The sequence below is a fragment of the Streptomyces daghestanicus genome (assembly GCF_020521275.1).
Classification (GTDB): domain Bacteria; phylum Actinomycetota; class Actinomycetes; order Streptomycetales; family Streptomycetaceae; genus Streptomyces; species Streptomyces griseoviridis.
This window is the reverse complement of record NZ_BNDX01000010.1, coordinates 412,037-428,363: the sequence shown is the minus strand read 5'-3', so window position 1 is coordinate 428,363 and position 16,327 is coordinate 412,037. Positions and strand designations below refer to the sequence as shown.

Genomic DNA, 16,327 nt, shown 5'->3' with positions numbered 1-16,327 from the left:
CGTACCACCAGTCCCGCCGGTCACATCCGCCACGTCTCCTCCGTCCGCCACCCGCCCGTTCTCCCGTCCGCCGCCGAATCTCCCAGTTGTTAGACGACCCGTCAACAGGGTTGCCCCGAACCGGCGGGCCGTCGTAGCCCTCAGGCAGGGGTACCCCTAAGGTCCCGTACGCCTGGAGTCGGACGCCAAGACGGACCTGCGGTCTGACGACCGGTGCCGCGGCCGTCATTACTGTCATGGACGTGACTGTGATCGCGACCGAAAGCCTGAGCAAGCGGTTCCCCCGGGTGACCGCGCTCGACCGGCTGTCCGTGGACATCGGAGCCGGTGTGACCGGACTCGTCGGGGCCAACGGCGCCGGCAAGTCCACCCTGATCAAGATCCTGCTGGGTCTGTCCCCCGCCACCGAGGGGCGCGCCGAGGTGCTCGGCCTCGACGTGGCCACCAAGGGAGCCGCCATCCGGGAACGGGTCGGCTACATGCCGGAGCACGACTGCCTGCCGCCCGACGTCTCGGCCACCGAGTTCGTCGTGCACATGGCCCGCATGTCCGGCCTGCCGCCCACCGCCGCGCGTGAGCGCACCGCGGACACCCTGCGCCACGTCGGCCTCTACGAGGAGCGCTACCGCCCCATCGGCGGCTACTCCACCGGCATGAAGCAGCGCGTCAAGCTCGCGCAGGCCCTCGTCCACGACCCCCAGCTCGTCTTCCTCGACGAGCCGACCAACGGCCTCGACCCGGTCGGCCGCGACGAGATGCTCGGCCTGATCCGCCGCATCCACACCGACTTCGGCATCTCGGTGCTGGTCACCTCCCACCTGCTGGGCGAACTGGAACGCACCTGCGACCACGTCGTCGTCGTGGACGGCGGCACACTGCTGCGCGCCAGCTCCACCACCGACTTCACGCAGTCCACCACCACCCTCGCCGTCGAGGTCACCGACACCGACGAGCACCCCGAGGGCACCCGCGCGGTGCGCGACGCGCTCCACGCGCGCGGGATCACCGTCGAGGACGGCAGCGGACTGCCCGGCGCCGGCCACGTCCTGCTGCTCACCGCCACCGGCGAGGAGACCTACGACGTGATCCGCGACGTGATCGCCGGCCTCGGCCTCGGCCTGGTCCGCATGGAGCAGCGCCGGCACCACATAGCGGAGGTCTTCAAGGACAGCGACGACGCGCAGCGGAAGGAGGCGGTCGGCCATGGCAACTGAGCAGCCCACAGCCGCCGTCACAGGCGACCAGACCCGCATCCACAACATCGGCTACCGCGCCTACGACGGCCCCCGCCTCGGCCGCGCCTACGCCCGCCGCTCCCTCTACTCGCAGTCCCTGCGCGGTGCCTACGGCCTCGGCCGTTCGGCCAAGGCCAAGGTGCTGCCGATGCTGCTGTTCGTCGTCATGTGCCTGCCCGCCGGGATCATGGTCGCCGTCGCCGTCGTCACCAAGTCCAAGGAACTGCCCCTGGAGTACACGCGGTACGCGATCGTCCTCCAGGCGGTCATCAGCCTGTACATCGCCTCCCAGGCGCCCCAGTCGGTCTCCCGTGACCTGCGCTTCAAGACCGTGCCGCTCTACTTCTCACGGCCGATCGAAACCTCCGACTACGTCCGCGCCAAGTACGCGGCGCTGGCCTCGGCGCTGTTCCTCCTGACCGCCGCGCCGCTGATCGTCCTCTACGCGGGCGCCCTGCTCGCCGAACTCGACTTCGCGGACCAGACGGCAGGGTTCGCTCAGGGACTCGTCTCCGTGGCACTGCTCTCGCTGCTCTTCGCCGGCATCGGCCTGGTCATCGCCTCCGTCACCCCGCGCCGCGGCTTCGGCATCGCCGCCGTCATCGCCGTCCTGACCATCACCTACGGCGCGGTCTCCACGCTCCAGGCCATCGCCGACGTCCAGGACAGCACCGGCGCCATCGCCTGGATCGGCCTGTTCTCCCCGATCACCCTCATCGACGGAGTGCAGTCCGCCTTCCTCGGCGCCACCTCCGCCTTCCCCGGCGGCCACGGCCCCGGCACCGGGCAGGGCGTCGTCTACCTCCTCGTCACCCTCGGCCTGATCGCCGGCGCCCACGGCCTCCTGATCCGCCGCTACAAGAAGGTGGGCCTGTGACCACCCTGAGCATCGACCACGTCTCCCGCTGGTTCGGCAACGTGGTCGCCGTCAACGACATCACCATGACCATCGGCCCCGGCGTCACCGGCCTCCTCGGCCCCAACGGAGCCGGCAAGTCCACCCTCATCAACATGATGGGCGGCTTCCTCGCCCCCTCCACCGGCACCGTCACCCTCGACGGACAGCCGGTCTGGCGCAACGAGGACATCTACCGGCACATCGGCATCGTCCCCGAACGCGAGGCGATGTACGACTTCCTCACCGGCAAGGAATTCGTCGTCGCCAACGCCGAACTCCACGGGCTCGGCGCCAAGGCCGCCCAGCGCGCCCTGGCCACCGTGGAGATGGAGTACGCGCAGGACCGCAAGATCGCCACGTACTCCAAGGGCATGCGCCAGCGCGTGAAAATGGCGAGCGCCCTCGTGCACGACCCCTCGCTCCTCCTCCTGGACGAGCCCTTCAACGGAATGGACCCCCGCCAGCGCATGCAGCTGATGGACCTGCTGCGGCGCATGGGTGACGAGGGCCGCACCGTGCTGTTCTCCTCGCACATCCTCGAAGAGGTCGAACAGCTCGCCTGGCACATCGAGGTCATCGTCGCCGGACGGCACGCCGCGAGCGGTGACTTCCGCCGCATCCGCCGCCTGATGACCGACCGCCCGCACCGCTACCTGGTCCGCTCCAGCGACGACCGGGCGCTCGCCGCCGCGCTGATCGCCGACCCGTCGACCTCCGGCATCGAGGTCGACCACGCCGAGGGCGCGCTGCGCGTCCAGGCCGTCGACTTCGCCCGCTTCACCGCCCTGCTGCCCAAGGTCGCCCGGGACCACGGCATCCGGCTGCTCACGGTCTCGCCGTCCGACGAGTCCCTCGAGTCCGTCTTCTCGTACCTCGTCGCGGCGTAGGAGGCCAGCATGTACGACCCCACAGTCGCCCGGCTCACCTACCGGGCCCTGCTCGGCCGCCGCCGGGCCCTCATCCTGGGCGCCCTGCCCCTGCTGCTGCTCGTCATCGCCGTCGCGGTCCGCGCCCTCACCGGCGCCGACGACCAGACCGCGGCGGACGTCCTCGGCGGTTTCGCGCTCGCCACCATGGTGCCGATCATCGGCGTCATCGCCGGCACCGGCGCCATCGGCCCGGAGATCGACGACGGCTCGGTGGTGTACCTGCTGTCCAAGCCCGTCAAGCGACCGACGATCATCTTCACCAAGCTGACCGTCGCCATCGCCGTGACGATGGTCTTCTCCGCGCTGCCCACCCTGCTCGCCGGCCTGATCCTCAACGGCAACGGCCAGCAGGTCGCCGTCGCCTACACGGTCGCCGCGCTGGTCGCCTCCATCGCGTACGCCGCGCTCTTCCTGCTGCTCGGCACGGTCTCCCGGCACGCGGTGGTGTTCGGCCTGGTCTACGCCCTGGTCTGGGAGGCCCTCTTCGGCACCCTGGTGCCCGGCGCCCGCACCCTCAGCGTCCAGCAGTGGTCGCTCGCGGTCGCCCAGGACATCGCCGGCGGCGACCTCGTCACCTCCGACGTCGGCCTGACCACCGCGACGGTCCTGCTGGTCCTGGTGACCGTGCTCGCCACCTGGTACGCGGGCCAGAAACTGCGGACGCTGACCCTCGCCGGGGAGGAGTGAGCCGACGGCGGACAGGAGCGGCCGGGTGCCCGATCCGATCGGCGGCGCCCGGCCCGCCCGTTCCCGCACACCTGTGCCATGTCCGAGCCGCCGCACCCCTGCGGGGGCGCCCCGGACCGGGAGAGGAACGGGGCGATGTCCAGGTACGACAGATCGGCCGGCTCCGGACAGGGCGGCCCGCGGCGGGTTCCGGAGCAGCAACCACCGTCCGTCGAGCCCGCCGTGCGCGGGAAGCCGCCCGGGGCGGTCGCTTCGAGCACGCGGTGCGCGCGGCGCCCGCGTGGACCGCCCACCCGGAGGATCGGCCGACCGGTGAGGCACCGGCTCGCCCCCCCGAGTCGTCGAAAGACCCGGGGCGAGCCGCGGTCGGGCCCGGACTGCCCGCGCACGTCTCGATCCGTGCGTCCTCCGCCGACGGCTCAGCTCTCGCCGAGCAGCCGTTCCAGCACCACCGCGATGCCGTCCTCGTCGTTCGACGACGTCACCTCGTCCGCCACCGCCTTCAGCTCCGCGTGGGCGTTGGCCATCGCCACGCCCCGCGCCGCCCAGGCGAACATCGGCAGGTCGTTGGGCATGTCCCCGAAGGCGATCGTGTCCGCCGCCCGCAGCTTCAGCCGGCGTGCCGCCAGCGACAGCCCCGTCGCCTTGGACAGTCCCAGCGGCAGCAGCTCGACCACCCCGGCGCCCGCCATGACGACGGTGACGAAACCGCCCGCCGTCCGCCGGGCCACCTCGGCCAGTTCGTCGTCGGTCAGCGTCGGATGCTGGATGTAGATCTTGTTCAGCGGAGCCGACCACAGGTCCTGGGCGTCGGTGAACGGCATCGCCGGGAGCTTGCCCCCGACCTCGTAACCGGGGCCGACCAGCACCTCGCCGTCCAGCCCGTCGCGGCTCGCCGCCAGGTACAGCGGTCCGGTCTCCGCCTCGATCTTCGCCAGCGCCACCCCGGCCAGCTGCCGGTCCAGCGTCACCGAGGTGAGCAGCCGGTGCTCCCCGGCGTGGTACACCTGCGCGCCCTGCCCGCAGACCGCCAGCCCGTCGTACCCGAGGTCGTCCAGGACGTGCCGGGTCCACGGGACCGCGCGGCCGGTGACCACGATGTGGGCGGCGCCCGCCGCGGTGACCGCGGCGAGCGCGTCCCGGGTACGGGCCGAGACCGTGTCGTCGGTGCGCAGCAGCGTGCCGTCCAGATCGGTCGCGACCAGGCGGTACGGGAAGCCCGCGGCGTCCGGGCCGGAGGCGACGTCGCTCACCTGGTCACCGGCTCCAGGACTTCCCGGCCGCCCAGGTAGGGGCGCAGCACCTCGGGCACGCGGACCGAGCCGTCGGCCTGCTGGTGGTTCTCCAGGATCGCCACGATCGTGCGCGGTACGGCGCACAGCGTGCCGTTCAGCGTCGCCAGCGGGCGCACCTTCTTGTCCTCGCGGACCCGGATCGACAGCCGCCGGGACTGGAACTCGGTGCAGTCCGAGGTCGAGGTCAGCTCGCGGTACTTGCCCTGCGTCGGGATCCACGCCTCGCAGTCGAACTTGCGGGCCGCGGAGGCGCCGAGGTCCGCGGAGGCCACGTCGATGACGCGGAACGGCAGCTCCAGCGAGGTCAGCCACTGCTTCTCCCACTCCAGCAGGCGCTGGTGCTCGGCCTGCGCGTCCTCGGGGAGGACGTAGGAGAACATCTCGACCTTGTCGAACTGGTGGACGCGGAAGATGCCCCGGGTGTCCTTGCCGTGCGAGCCGGCCTCGCGGCGGAAGCAGGGCGAGAAGCCGGCGTAGCGCAGCGGCAGCCGCTCGGCCTCGATGATCTCGTCCATGTGGTACGCGGCGAGCGGCACCTCGGAGGTGCCGACCAGGTACAGGTCGTCCTTGTCGAGGTGGTAGACGTCCTGCGCGGCCTGGCCGAGGAAGCCGGTGCCGGCCATCGACTGGGGGCGGACCAGCGCCGGGGTCAGCATCGGGATGAAGCCGGCCGCGGTGGCCTGCGCGATCGCCGCGTTGACCAGGGCCAGCTCCAGCAGGGCGCCGACGCCGGTCAGGAAGTAGAAGCGGGAGCCGGAGACCTTGGCGCCGCGCTCGACGTCGATGGCGCCGAGGAGCTGGCCCAGCTCCAGGTGGTCCCGGGGCTCGAAGCCCTCGGCGGCGAAGTCGCGGTGGGTGCCGTGCGTCTCCAGCGTGACGAAGTCCTCCTCGCCGCCCACGGGGACCTCGGGGTGGACCAGGTTGCCGAGCTTGAGGAGCAGTTCCTGGGTCTCGGCGTCGGCGGCCTCGCGCTCGGCGTCGGCGGCCTTGACGTCGGCGGCGAGCCGGCTCGCGCGCTGCAGCAGCTCGGCCTTCTCGTCACCGGTGGCCTTGCCGATGAGCTTGCCGAGCCCCTTCTGCTCGTTGCGCAGCTCGTCGAAGCGGACGCCGGACGACCTGCGCCGCTCGTCGGCGGAGAGGAGGGAGTCGACGAGCGCGACATCCTCTCCACGGGCACGCTGGGAGGCGCGCACACGGTCGGGGTCCTCACGGAGCAGACGAAGGTCAATCACACGGCCAAGGCTACCGGTGACCGGTGACCGGGTTCGACTCCGTATTGCGCGGGCCGGACCGGCGACCGGTCAAGAAAGAGTGCCCGTTTCGCCGGAACGGGTCGGCGACCGGCGGACGATTGACCGGATTCCCTTGCGCGGCAGGGGACTTGGGGGTACCGCCGTCCACAGATATCCCCAGCCCGGAAAAGTTATCCACAGGCTGTGCGAAAGATCTGTGGACTCCGGAGTCGATCATTCCTATTCGGGCATCCGGGATGAATGAATCCCGTCCTAAACCCGCTCCGGGCTCACTTTCGAGTGGAAACGGGTCACTCCGGAGGATGACGGGCAAGAAACAGGTGGACGAGAGGTGATCTGCGGCTCTGTGGACGAGAAGGGGTCCGTAGGGGGATTTGTCGACTGAATGGTGTTTCGTTGTCGACTTGTCCCCAGGTCGAGAAGCGGACCTGTGGATAACTCCTGTGGATAACTAAGATCGGCCCGTACGACCGTCAGAACCGGCCGTCCTGGCACCGGGCGACCCACTCCGCGGCCGCCACGAACTCCTCGTCCGACGTCCCCGGGAACCGTCCGCCCAGCTCCGCCGTGTCCGCGTCCGCGCGCGGGTACGAGCCGAGGTACCGCACCTGGAGGCAGATCCGCTTCAGCCCCATCAGGGCCTCGGCCATCCGCCGGTCGGAGATGTGCCCCTCGGCGTCGACGCAGAAGCAGTAGTGGCCGATGCCGGCGCCGGTGGGCCGGGACTGGAGCAGCATCAGGTTGATGCCCCGGGTCGCGAACTCGCCCAGCAGGTCGCGCAGCGTGCCGGGGTGGTCGTCGCGCTGCCACAGCACGACGGAGGTCTTGTCGGCTCCGGTCCGCGCGGCCGGCCGGGCGGGGCGGCCGACCAGCACGAACCGGGTCTGCGCGTTGTGCGGCGAGTCGTGGATGCCGGTCTCCAGCGCCTCCAGGCCGTACCGGGCCGCGGCGAACTCACCGGCGAAGGCGGCGTCGTAGCGGCCCTCCTGGACCAGCCGGGCGCCGTCCGCGTTGGAGGCGGCGGACTCCCAGACGGCCTCCGGCAGGTGGGCCTTGAGCCAGTTCCGTACCTGCGGCTGGGCGGCCGGGTGGGCGGTGACCGTCTTGATGTCCGACAGCGTGGTGCCGGGACGGACCAGCAGCGCGAAGGTGATCGACAGCAGCACCTCGCGGTAGATCATCAGCGGCTGGCCGGCGACCAGCTCGTCGAGGGTGGTGGTGATGCCGCCCTCGACGGAGTTCTCGATCGGCACGAACGCGGCCTCGGCCTCGCCGACGCGCACCGCGTCGAGCGCGGACTGCACGGAGACGTACGGGGCCAATTCGCGGGTCGCCGCCTCCGGGAGGGTGCGCAGGGCGACTTCGGTGAAGGTGCCTTCGGGGCCGAGATACGCGTAACTGGCTGGCATGGCCTCACCCTAATGCGCCCCGCGGCGGCCCGGTGAGCCGATCGCGCGGGCCTCACCCGGTTCAGCCCTCCAGCAGCCGCTGTCCCACGTACTCCCCCTCCGCCGCGCCGCCCGGCACCGCGAACAGGCCGCTCGCCTCGTGCCGGACGAACGCCGACAGGGCGTCCCCGCGGTCCAGCTTGCGCTGCACCGGCACGAAACCGCGCAGCGGGTCGGCCTGCCAGCAGATGAACAGCAGCCCGGCGTCCGGGACCCCGTCCGCGTCGAAGCCGTCGTGGTACGAGAAGGGCCGGCGGAGCATGGCCGCGCCGCCGTTCTGGTCGGGGCGGGTGATCCGGGCGTGGGCGTTGATCGGGACGAGGAGGTTCCCGTCCGCGTCCGTCTTCTCCAGGTCCATCTCGGTGGTCTCGCCGCCCCCTGACAGCGCGGACAGCGGCGCCCCGTCGGACTTGCGCCGCCCGATGACGGCCTCCTGCTCCCTGGCCGACAGCTCCTCCCAGTCGTCGAGGAGCATGCGGATGCGGCGTACGACGACGTAGGAGCCGTTCGCCATCCAGGCGGGATCGCTCCCGCCGGACTCCGGCACCCAGATCCGCCGGTCGAAGTCGGACTCGGTGGGCTTGGGGTTGCGGGTTCCGTCGACCTGGCCCATGAGGTTGCGGACGGTCATGGGGTGGGCGGTGGCGCCCGGCGACCGGTTGAAGCCGTTCATCTGCCAGCGGACCCGGGCGGCCGAGCCGGCGTCCTTCTGGAGCGCGCGCAGGGCGTGGAAGGCGACGAGGGCGTCGTTGGCGCCGATCTGCACCCACAGGTCGCCGTTGCTGCGGTTCTTGTCGAGGCGGTCGGAGGAGAAGTCGGGGAGCGGGTCGAGGGAGACCGGGCGCTGCTTCTCCAGCCCGGTCCGGGCGAAGAAGCTGTTCCCGAACCCGAAGGTGACGGTGAGCGAGGAGGGACCGGCGTCCCGGGCCACGTCCGTGTCACCGGAGGCGGCGGGTTCGCCCGCCATCAGCCGCCGGGCGGTGTCCGACCAGCGGCGCAGCAGCGCGGCGGCCTCCTTGCGCCCGGCGCCCGCCGTCAGGTCGAAGGCGACGAGATGACCGCGGGCCTGTGCGGGGGTGGTGATGCCGGGCTGGTGTTTCACGTGAAACGGCACCCGCTCCTCGCCCAGCGAGGCCAGCGGCGTGGCCCCGGAGGGAGCGGCGGCGTACCCGACGGCTCCGCCGGCGGCGCCGAGCACGAGCCCGGTGGCGCCGGCGGTGGTGAGCAGCCGGCGCCGGGAGACGCCCGCCGGGGCGGTGGTGTCCTCGGCGTCCGGGAGGCCGGGGGCGGCGGGGGTGCGGGCCTTCGGGAGGGACTGGTCAGCCATGGTGCGGTTCAGCCGATCTGCGCGTTCTTGGAGACGGTCACCTGGTCGATGTCGGAGGTCCGCACGGTCGCGGCGACCGTCCAGTCGCCGGCCATGGGAATCTGCACCTCGCTCGCCGACCAGTGTCCGGTGGTGATGTGGTCGGGGGCGACGGGCAGCGGCCCGATGTCCTTGGCCTCCAGGGTGAGGGCGAGCTTCACCTCGGGGATGTCGACGGCGCGGCCGTCGGGGTCCTCGACATAGACGTGGACGTCGTTGGCGCCGGTGCGGGCAGGGTCGAGTTCGACACGGACCACGCCCTTGCCGTCCTGGCCGCCGGTGTCGAAGGGCATGTCCAGGGTCACCGTGGCGGCGCCGGCCGCGGCGTCGGCGGCGGCGGAGGTGGCGGCCCGGGCCTCTTGCTCGGTGCGGCCCGGCTCGGTCTGGGTCAGGACGGTGGTCACCGCGAGCAGCACGACGGCGACCCCGGCCTCGGCCAGGACGGAGCGGCGCAGGCCGGAGCGGTGGGGGTCGGCGTCCCGCTCGCGCTTCTGCCGGGCGGCGTCCACGGCGGCCCGCTGCCGGGCGAGCTGGGCGGCGCGCCGGGGGTCGCCGGCGGCGGCCGTGGAACCCTTCACGCCGGTGGTCCTGGAACCGTCCGTGCCGGTGTCCCTGCTCCCTCCCGCTCCCGACGGGCTGCTCTTGCTCTCGCTCCTGGCCACCGGAGCCGCGGTCCGCTCCCGGTTCCGGGGCCGTGGCACGGCGGGTGCCGTCTCGGCCAGCCGGGCCGTCCAGCGCCGGGAGAAGAAGGCGGTGCCGAGGAGGACCGCCACCAGCGCGATCTTGGCGAGCAGCAGCTGCCCGTAGCGGGTGTCGGTCAGCGCCGACCAGGAACCCAGCTGGCGCCAGGACTGGTAGCCGCCGGTCACCACCAGGGCGAGCACGCTGCCGAAGGCGACGCGCGAGAACCGGCGTACGGCGCCGGCGCCGACCGGGGTGTCGGCGGGCGCCTTGGCGAGGGCGACGAGCAGGGCGGCGAGTCCGCCGAGCCATGCGGCGACGGCCAGCAGGTGGACGACGTCGGCGGGCATGGCGATACCGGGCTGGAGGCCGACCGAGGCGTGCTCGGCCATCGCCCAGGTCGCGGCGAGCCCGGCGGCGACGACGGCTCCGCCGACGGCGAGACCGAAGGTCAGGTCCCGCCGCTCCGCGTCCTCGCGCTTGTCGTACGCGCCGAAGAGCACGGCGACGAACAGGGCCGCCGCGGCGAGCAGCAGCAGCCGGGAGACCAGGGCCGCGCCCGTCTTGGTCTGCAGGACCTGCCCGAGCAGCTCCAGGTCGAAGACGTCGGCGACCGTGCCGGAACCGGTGTAGGAGCCGCGCAGCAGCAGCATGGCGAGGGTGGCGGCGGTGAGCGCGAGCCAGCCCGAGACGACCAGCCGCTGCACGGCCCGGACGCCCGAACCGCGCGGCCAGCAGGCGAGGACGAAGGCCGCGCCGCCGACCAGGACGGCGAACCCGGCGTAGGCGACGTAGCGGCCGAGACCGTAGAGCAGGCCGACGGGACCGTCGCCGGAGCCCTGGCCCGCGGCCGTCACCGAGGTCTTTGAGGGGGCGCCGATGGAGAAGGTGAAGGCGCCGGAGACCGGGTGGCTGTCGGCGGAGACGACCTGGTAGGTGACGGTGTAGGTGCCGTCCGGGAGGCCGGAGTGCAGGGCGACGCCGTAGGTGGTGCCGCTCAGGTTCACGGGCGCGCCGTCCTCGACGCGCCTGCCCTTGGGGTCGAGGACGCGCAGGGAGTCGTCGTCCAGGGAGACGGACTCGGAGAAGGTCAGGGACACCCGGGCCGGTGCCTGCCCGACCACCGCCCCCTGCCGGGGGTCGCTGCCGGTCAGCGCGGCGTGTGCGGAGGCCGGGGCGGCGGTGGCGAGCAGCGCGCCGACCGCGGCCAGGAACAGCAGCACCAGTGTCCGCGCACGGGGGGCGGTGGTCCGCGTCAAGGTGGTCCCTCCCTCAGTTGCCGGTGTGTCCGGAGTGCGCCGAGCCGCCGCCGGGCCGGTACGTGGCGGGCTTGACCGGCATCTCGACGGTGACGGGGTCGGAGTCGGCGAAGTGCAGCTCGACGGAGAGCGTCTGGCCCTGCTTCGGCTGCCGCTTCAGCTTCTCGAACATCAGGTGGTTGCCGCCGCTCTCCAGGGCGAGTTCGCCGTGCGCCGGGATCGGGAGGCGGTCGACCTGGCGCATGGCCCCGTCGACGGTCTCGTGCACGGTGACCTCACCGGCGTCGCTGGTGACGGAGGTCAGTTCGTCGCCGGTGCCGCCGTCGTTGGTGATGGTCAGGAAGCCGGCCGCCATGGTGGCGGAGACCGGCTGCGGCATGTACGCGGTGCCGACGGAGAGGTCGGCGGGGGAGTCCCCGGCCCCGCACCCGGCGAGGGCGAGCGCGCCGGCCAGCACCGACGCGCCCAGGACGGGGCGGTGCCTCACGGCTTCTCTCCCTTGACGAGCTTGGGGAGGTCCTTGGTGTAGTCGTCCACCGTGGCGTCCTCGCCGTAGAGCACGTATCCGGCGTCGGTCTTGGGGGAGAAGGCGATGACCTGGGTGCCGTGGGTGGAGACGACCTCGCCGTTCTTGTCCTTGGTGGGCGGCTCGATGGAGATGCCGAGAGAGCGGGCGCCGGCCTGGATGGTGTCGAAGTCGCCGGTCAGCCCGACGACCTGCGGGTCGATGCCCTTGAGCCACGTGCCGAGGGCCTTCGGGGTGTCCCGCTCGGGGTCGGTGGTGACGAACACGACGCGCAGGGCGTCCTGTTCGGCCCGGGGGAGCTGCTTCTTGGCCACGGCGATGTTGTTCATCGTCAGCGGGCAGACGTCGGGGCAGTTGGTGTAGCCGAAGTAGACCAGGGTCGGCCTGCCGGCCGTCTCCTCGCGGAGGTCGTACGTCTTGCCCGCGGTGTCGGTGAGCACCAGGTCCGGCTTCTCGAACGGCTGGTCGAGGACGGTGGCGGCCCGCTGCGAGGAGGAGTCCTCGGAGACCATGGTGACGGGTGAGCCGGCGGAGTCGTCACCGCCGCCGCAGGCGGACAGGGTGAGGGATGCGGCGGCGAGCAGAGCGGCCGCGGCGAACGTCTTCTTGCGCATAGCGAAAAATGTCCCAGTTGTCGGTGCTCCGGCGCGCACCGGGGGCCGTGGGTCACGGCTCCCCGGCGCGCACCGGACGTACGGTGCCCTCAGGGGGCGGTCACGCGCCTCAGGCGGTGCTGCCGCGCCGGCGGCCGGCGAGCACGCCGTAGGCCACGCCCGCCGCGCCGACCACGATGCCGACGATGCCCAGGACGCGGGCGGTGGTGTCGGTGGAACCGCCGGAGTCGTCACCGGCGGCCTCGGTGGTCCGCGCCGCGGCCTCGGTGTCGTCGGCCTCGCTGCCGGAGGAGGCGGCCGCGTCGTGGGTGCCGGAGCCGTCGGCGGCGGCCAGTTCGAGCACCGGCGCCGGGGTGTCGGGCTCCTCCTGCCCCTCCTGCGGCACCTCGATCCAGCGGACGACCTCCTTGTTGGAGTACGTCTGGACCGCCTTGAACACGAGCTGGTCGGTGTCCTCGGGCAGGGCCCCGAGGGAGACCGGGAACTTCTGGAAGTAGCCGGGCTCGATGCCGTCGCCCGTCGCGGTCCACGTCACCTTGGTGACGGCCTCGGTGAGCTTCTCGCCGTGCGACTCGATCGGCTTGTCCAGGGTGCTCCTGGTCGTCTTGATCTCCCAGCCCTGGACCGGCTGCGGCATCACCGAGGCCAGCGGGTGGTCGGTGGGCAGGGTGACCTCCAGCTTGGTGGTGGAGGCGTTGTCCCGCTCGTTGGGGACCTTGAAGTCGACGACCGCGTAACCGCCCTGGGCGGCCTCGCCCTCCGGCTGCACGGAGACGTGCGCGAAGGCGGGCGCGGACAGGACGAGGACGGTGGCGCCGGCGACGGTGCCGGCGGCGGCGATACGGGAAGCCTTCATGAAGGGCACTCCGCTTCTGGTGGTGTCCGGTGAGGGAAGGAACGAGCGCGCACGCGCGCGTGCCGCACGACGGCGTCCCCCCTCCACCGGCGGGCGGAGCGGCGGTCGCGTCGTGTCAGGCGGCGAGAACGAACGCGGCGCGCGGCGGTCCCCGCCGGATCACCGTGTGCTGGAGCGCGGTGGTACGGGGGCGCGGCACGGCGAGCAGGGCCGTACGCGGCAGGCGCGCGGCCTCGTCCGGCGCGCTCGGCAGCCCGGCGCACAGGGCGTGCACCAGGGAGAGCGCCGCTCGCAGGGAGCGCACCAGCGCGCCCTCACCGACGAGGTGCGCGGAGTGCGCCGACAGGTCGACGAGCCGGGCGAGGGCGAGGTCCCCGCGGCGCAGCAGCCAGCCCGCGGCCAGGGCGGCCAGGACGTGGCCCAGCAGCATCGGCAGGGACGGCAGCAGCGAGACGAGCGACCCGGGATCACCGGCCAGGGCGTCCGCCGAATGGTGCGCCGCGCCGTGTACGGCGGTCCCCGCGCCGGCCTCCGGCGTCAGGCGCGCGTCGCTGAGGATGCGCTGCGCCCGCGCCGGGTCGAGCGCCGCCGCGGTGGTCCCGCACACCAGCCGGGCCGCCTGCTGCACCAGCGAGGCGTCGGTCGCCGGGGCCGTGGCGGTGGCGGCCGGGGTGGTGGCACCGTGCTGCCCCAGCCCGAACAGCGCGTGCAGCGCCGTCTGCCCGACCGCGAGCAGCGCCGCGATCCCGGGCAGCGACCGCTCCCGCCCGGCGAGCGGCACGGCGACCAGGACCGCCCCGAGGAACCCGGCCCCCAGCGACCACAGCGGGACGCCGGCACAGGAGGCGAGGCTGTGCCCCGCGCCGGCCAGCACGACGCAGACCGCGGCGAACACCGCGGCCCGCAGTATCCGGAGGTCGTTCCCGGAGCGTGCCGAAGGCGGGTGGGGGGCAGTCATGGCGGGCTCATCATCCCACTGGACCCACCCGCGCGGTACGGCAGGTCCACAAGATGCCGTACGACCGGAAGGTCACGGTCCGGCAGGTGGTGTCCGGCCGGTGAAACCCGCTCTTACACCGGCGCCCGCCGGGGCGCATCCGCCGTATGGGCGGTCTGATGTCAACCCCGCGCTTACGGCCCGGCACGCCGGGCAATACGTAACGGTATGTCGAGCCGCGGCCAGGAGGCTGGTGGAGCATGAGCATCTGGTGGTCACTCCATCTGCGGCGCGAGGCCGCGAGCGTGCCGCTGGCCCGCCGCCTGCTGCTCGGCACGATGGAGACGGCGGGCGTGGACCCGGACATCTCCTACGACCTCTCCGTCGCCCTCACCGAGGCGTGCGCCAACGCCGTCGAGCACGGCGGGGACGACACGCGGGACGACCCCTCGGCGGCCTACCGCGTCACCGCCTACCTGGACGGTGAGCGGTGCCGCATCGAGGTCTCCGACACCGGGCCCGGCTTCTCCGGCGGCGCGGCGGCCGTGTCCGCCGCCACCGCCCGTACGGCGCCCGCCGACGCCGAGCACGGCCGGGGGCTCTGCCTCATCCGGGAGCTGGCCGACCACGTCCACATCGGCAGCGCCTCGGCCCGCGGCGGCGCCGTGGTCAGCTTCGACAAGATCATCAAGTGGCGCAACGACACCCCGCTCGCGGCGGTGTGAGCCCCGGGCACGCGAACGGCCGGGCGCGCCCCGCGCACCCGGCCGCCGCCGGTCCGTGACCGTCGTGGGGGTCAGCCCCTGAGACCGGCCATCCACGCCTCCACCTCGTCGGACCGGCGGGGCAGCCCGGCCGACAGGTTCCGGTTGCCGTCCGCGGTGACCAGGATGTCGTCCTCGATCCGGACGCCGATGCCCCGGTACTCCTCCGGCACGGTCAGGTCGTCGGCCTGGAAGTACAGCCCCGGCTCGACCGTGAGGACCATGCCCGGCTCCAGCGTGCCGTCGACGTACGTCTCGGTGCGCGCGGCGGCGCAGTCGTGGACGTCCAGGCCGAGCATGTGCCCGGTGCCGTGCAGCGTCCAGCGGCGCTGGAGGCCCAGCTCCAGGACCCGCTCGACGGGCCCCTCGACGAGCCCCCACTCCACCAGCTTCTCGGTGAGCACGCGCTGTGCCGCGTCGTGGAAGTCGCGGTACTTGGCGCCGGGCTTCACCGCCGCGATCCCGGCCTCCTGGGCCTCGTAGACGGCGTCGTACACCTTCCTCTGGATGTCGCTGTACGTCCCGCTGACCGGCAGCGTGCGGGTGACGTCCGCCGTGTAGTACGTGTGCGTCTCCACGCCCGCGTCGAGCAGCAGCAGGTCACCGGAGCGCACCGGGCCGTCGTTGCGCACCCAGTGCAGGGTGCAGGCGTGCGGACCGGCGGCGGCGATGGTGCCGTAGCCGACGTCGTTGCCCTCCACGCGCGCGCGGAGGAAGAACGTGCCCTCGATGTAGCGCTCGCTGGTCGCCTCGGCCTTGTCGAGGACCTTCACGACGTCCTCGAAGCCGCGCACGGTGGAGTCGACGGCCTTCTGCAGCTCGCCGATCTCGAAGTCGTCCTTGACGAGGCGGGCCTCGGAGAGGAAGACGCGCAGCTCCTCGTCGCGCTCGGCGGTGACCTTGTCGGTCAGGGCCGCCTCGATCCCGGCGTCGTGGCCGCGCACGACGCGCACCGGGCCGGTGGCCTCGCGCAGCGTGCCGGCCAGTTCCCGCACGTCGGAGGCGGGAACGCCGTACAGCTTCGCCGCCTCGGTGAGCGAGTGGCGGCGGCCGACCCACAGCTCGCCCTGGCCGTCCAGCCAGAACTCGCCGTTCTCCCGGTCCGAGCGCGGCAGCAGGTAGATCGTCGCCCGGTGCCCGTCCGCGGTGGGCTCCAGGACGAGGACGCCGTCCTCCGTCTGGTTGCCGGTCAGGTACGCGTACTCGACGGAGGCGCGGAAGGCGTACTCCGTGTCGTTGGAGCGGGTCTTCAGGTTGCCGGCCGGGATGACCAGGCGCTCGCCGGGGAAGCGGGCGGAGAGCGCGGCGCGGCGGGCGGCGGTCTCGGCGGCCTGGGGGATCGGCTCCAGGTCGCGCAGCTCGGTGTCGGCCCAGCCCGACTTCATGTTCTCGGCGAGCTCGTCGGAGACGCCCGGGTACAGGCCGTTCTTCCGCTGCTTGATCGGTTCTTCCTCAGCGGTCTCCGGGGTTTCCGGCAGCTCCTCCGACACGGTCATCCTCCTTGTTACGGCACTGGACCACCCCCCATCGTACGGTCGTGCGGAAGGGGGCCCAGGGCCGAAGGGCCTGTTACACCGGC

General features: G+C 72.6%; 15 protein-coding genes. 5 read left to right on the top strand and 10 right to left on the bottom strand.

Annotated elements, in window-relative coordinates:
- The first annotated feature begins 236 nt into the window (after nt 1–236).
- The 4 genes from Sdagh_RS20975 to Sdagh_RS20960 are packed head-to-tail and all read left to right on the top strand — an operon-like array spanning nt 237 to nt 3,749.
- Entirely contained in the window at nt 237–1,214 is a 978-nt protein-coding gene (locus Sdagh_RS20975; RefSeq protein ID WP_190076909.1) for an ABC transporter ATP-binding protein, read from the top strand.
- The gene (locus tag Sdagh_RS20970; RefSeq protein ID WP_189416982.1) at nt 1,204–2,112 is read left to right on the top strand and encodes an ABC transporter permease; all 909 of its coding nucleotides are present in this window, start codon (nt 1,204–1,206) and stop codon (nt 2,110–2,112) included. The genes Sdagh_RS20975 and Sdagh_RS20970 overlap by 11 nt, the downstream gene beginning before the upstream one ends.
- Nucleotides 2,109–3,020 carry an ABC transporter ATP-binding protein gene (locus tag Sdagh_RS20965; protein WP_189416984.1) on the top strand — a complete coding sequence of 304 codons (912 nt, stop codon included), beginning with the start codon at nt 2,109–2,111 and terminating at the stop codon, nt 3,018–3,020. Before Sdagh_RS20970 ends, Sdagh_RS20965 begins: the two co-directional genes overlap by 4 nt.
- 9 nt (nt 3,021–3,029) lie before the next feature.
- A complete protein-coding gene (locus Sdagh_RS20960; RefSeq protein ID WP_189416987.1) occupies nt 3,030–3,749 on the top strand; it encodes an ABC transporter permease subunit in 720 nt (239 codons plus the stop codon).
- Between the two features lie 419 nt (nt 3,750–4,168).
- Here Sdagh_RS20960 and Sdagh_RS20955 read toward each other — a convergent pair whose 3' ends face one another.
- The 9 genes from Sdagh_RS20955 to Sdagh_RS20915 form a co-directional block, all read right to left on the bottom strand.
- Nucleotides 4,169–5,002 carry an HAD family hydrolase gene (locus tag Sdagh_RS20955; protein WP_190076908.1) on the bottom strand — a complete coding sequence of 278 codons (834 nt, stop codon included), beginning with the start codon at nt 5,000–5,002 and terminating at the stop codon, nt 4,169–4,171.
- Entirely contained in the window at nt 4,999–6,276 is a 1,278-nt protein-coding gene (gene serS, locus Sdagh_RS20950; protein WP_189416992.1) for a serine--tRNA ligase, read from the bottom strand. Before serS ends, Sdagh_RS20955 begins: the two co-directional genes overlap by 4 nt.
- Before the next feature lie 494 nt (nt 6,277–6,770).
- The gene (gene pheA, locus Sdagh_RS20945) at nt 6,771–7,706 is read right to left on the bottom strand and encodes a prephenate dehydratase (RefSeq protein WP_189416996.1); all 936 of its coding nucleotides are present in this window, start codon (nt 7,704–7,706) and stop codon (nt 6,771–6,773) included.
- Between the two features lie 61 nt (nt 7,707–7,767).
- Nucleotides 7,768–9,072: an iron uptake transporter deferrochelatase/peroxidase subunit gene (gene efeB, locus Sdagh_RS20940; protein WP_190076907.1), complete on the bottom strand. Its 1,305-nt coding sequence runs from the start codon at nt 9,070–9,072 to the stop codon at nt 7,768–7,770.
- Between the two features lie 8 nt (nt 9,073–9,080).
- Complete coding sequence (locus tag Sdagh_RS20935; protein WP_190076906.1) at nt 9,081–11,051, bottom strand: copper resistance CopC/CopD family protein; 1,971 nt, start codon at nt 11,049–11,051, stop codon at nt 9,081–9,083.
- Between the two features lie 13 nt (nt 11,052–11,064).
- The gene (locus Sdagh_RS20930) at nt 11,065–11,538 is read right to left on the bottom strand and encodes a copper chaperone PCu(A)C (protein WP_190010104.1); all 474 of its coding nucleotides are present in this window, start codon (nt 11,536–11,538) and stop codon (nt 11,065–11,067) included.
- Nucleotides 11,535–12,191, bottom strand: coding sequence for an SCO family protein (locus tag Sdagh_RS20925; RefSeq protein ID WP_189417006.1), 657 nt, complete (start codon nt 12,189–12,191; stop codon nt 11,535–11,537). The genes Sdagh_RS20930 and Sdagh_RS20925 overlap by 4 nt, the downstream gene beginning before the upstream one ends.
- Before the next feature lie 109 nt (nt 12,192–12,300).
- Nucleotides 12,301–13,047, bottom strand: a complete 747-nt coding sequence (locus Sdagh_RS20920) for a YcnI family copper-binding membrane protein (RefSeq protein WP_189417009.1) — start codon at nt 13,045–13,047, stop codon at nt 12,301–12,303.
- Nucleotides 13,048–13,162: 115 nt separating this feature from the next.
- Nucleotides 13,163–14,005 carry a hypothetical protein gene (locus Sdagh_RS20915; protein WP_189417011.1) on the bottom strand — a complete coding sequence of 281 codons (843 nt, stop codon included), beginning with the start codon at nt 14,003–14,005 and terminating at the stop codon, nt 13,163–13,165.
- Between the two features lie 239 nt (nt 14,006–14,244).
- Here Sdagh_RS20915 and Sdagh_RS20910 point away from each other — a divergent pair, with 239 nt between their 5' ends.
- Nucleotides 14,245–14,709: an ATP-binding protein gene (locus Sdagh_RS20910; protein ID WP_189417012.1), complete on the top strand. Its 465-nt coding sequence runs from the start codon at nt 14,245–14,247 to the stop codon at nt 14,707–14,709.
- Between the two features lie 71 nt (nt 14,710–14,780).
- Here Sdagh_RS20910 and Sdagh_RS20905 read toward each other — a convergent pair whose 3' ends face one another.
- A complete protein-coding gene (locus tag Sdagh_RS20905; RefSeq protein ID WP_189417013.1) occupies nt 14,781–16,238 on the bottom strand; it encodes an aminopeptidase P family protein in 1,458 nt (485 codons plus the stop codon).
- Between the last annotated feature and the right edge of the window lie 89 nt (nt 16,239–16,327).

Coding starts and splice junctions, on each gene's coding strand:
- pheA (WP_189416996.1), bottom strand. CDS start 7,706: ATGCCAGCCAGTTACGCGTATCTCGGCCCCGAAGGCACCTTCACCGAA.
- efeB (WP_190076907.1), bottom strand. CDS start 9,072: ATGGCTGACCAGTCCCTCCCGAAGGCCCGCACCCCCGCCGCCCCCGGC.
- Sdagh_RS20910 (WP_189417012.1), top strand. CDS start 14,245: ATGAGCATCTGGTGGTCACTCCATCTGCGGCGCGAGGCCGCGAGCGTG.
- Sdagh_RS20960 (WP_189416987.1), top strand. CDS start 3,030: ATGTACGACCCCACAGTCGCCCGGCTCACCTACCGGGCCCTGCTCGGC.
- Sdagh_RS20970 (WP_189416982.1), top strand. CDS start 1,204: ATGGCAACTGAGCAGCCCACAGCCGCCGTCACAGGCGACCAGACCCGC.
- Sdagh_RS20975 (WP_190076909.1), top strand. CDS start 237: ATGGACGTGACTGTGATCGCGACCGAAAGCCTGAGCAAGCGGTTCCCC.
- Sdagh_RS20925 (WP_189417006.1), bottom strand. CDS start 12,191: ATGCGCAAGAAGACGTTCGCCGCGGCCGCTCTGCTCGCCGCCGCATCC.
- Sdagh_RS20915 (WP_189417011.1), bottom strand. CDS start 14,005: ATGACTGCCCCCCACCCGCCTTCGGCACGCTCCGGGAACGACCTCCGG.
- Sdagh_RS20920 (WP_189417009.1), bottom strand. CDS start 13,047: ATGAAGGCTTCCCGTATCGCCGCCGCCGGCACCGTCGCCGGCGCCACC.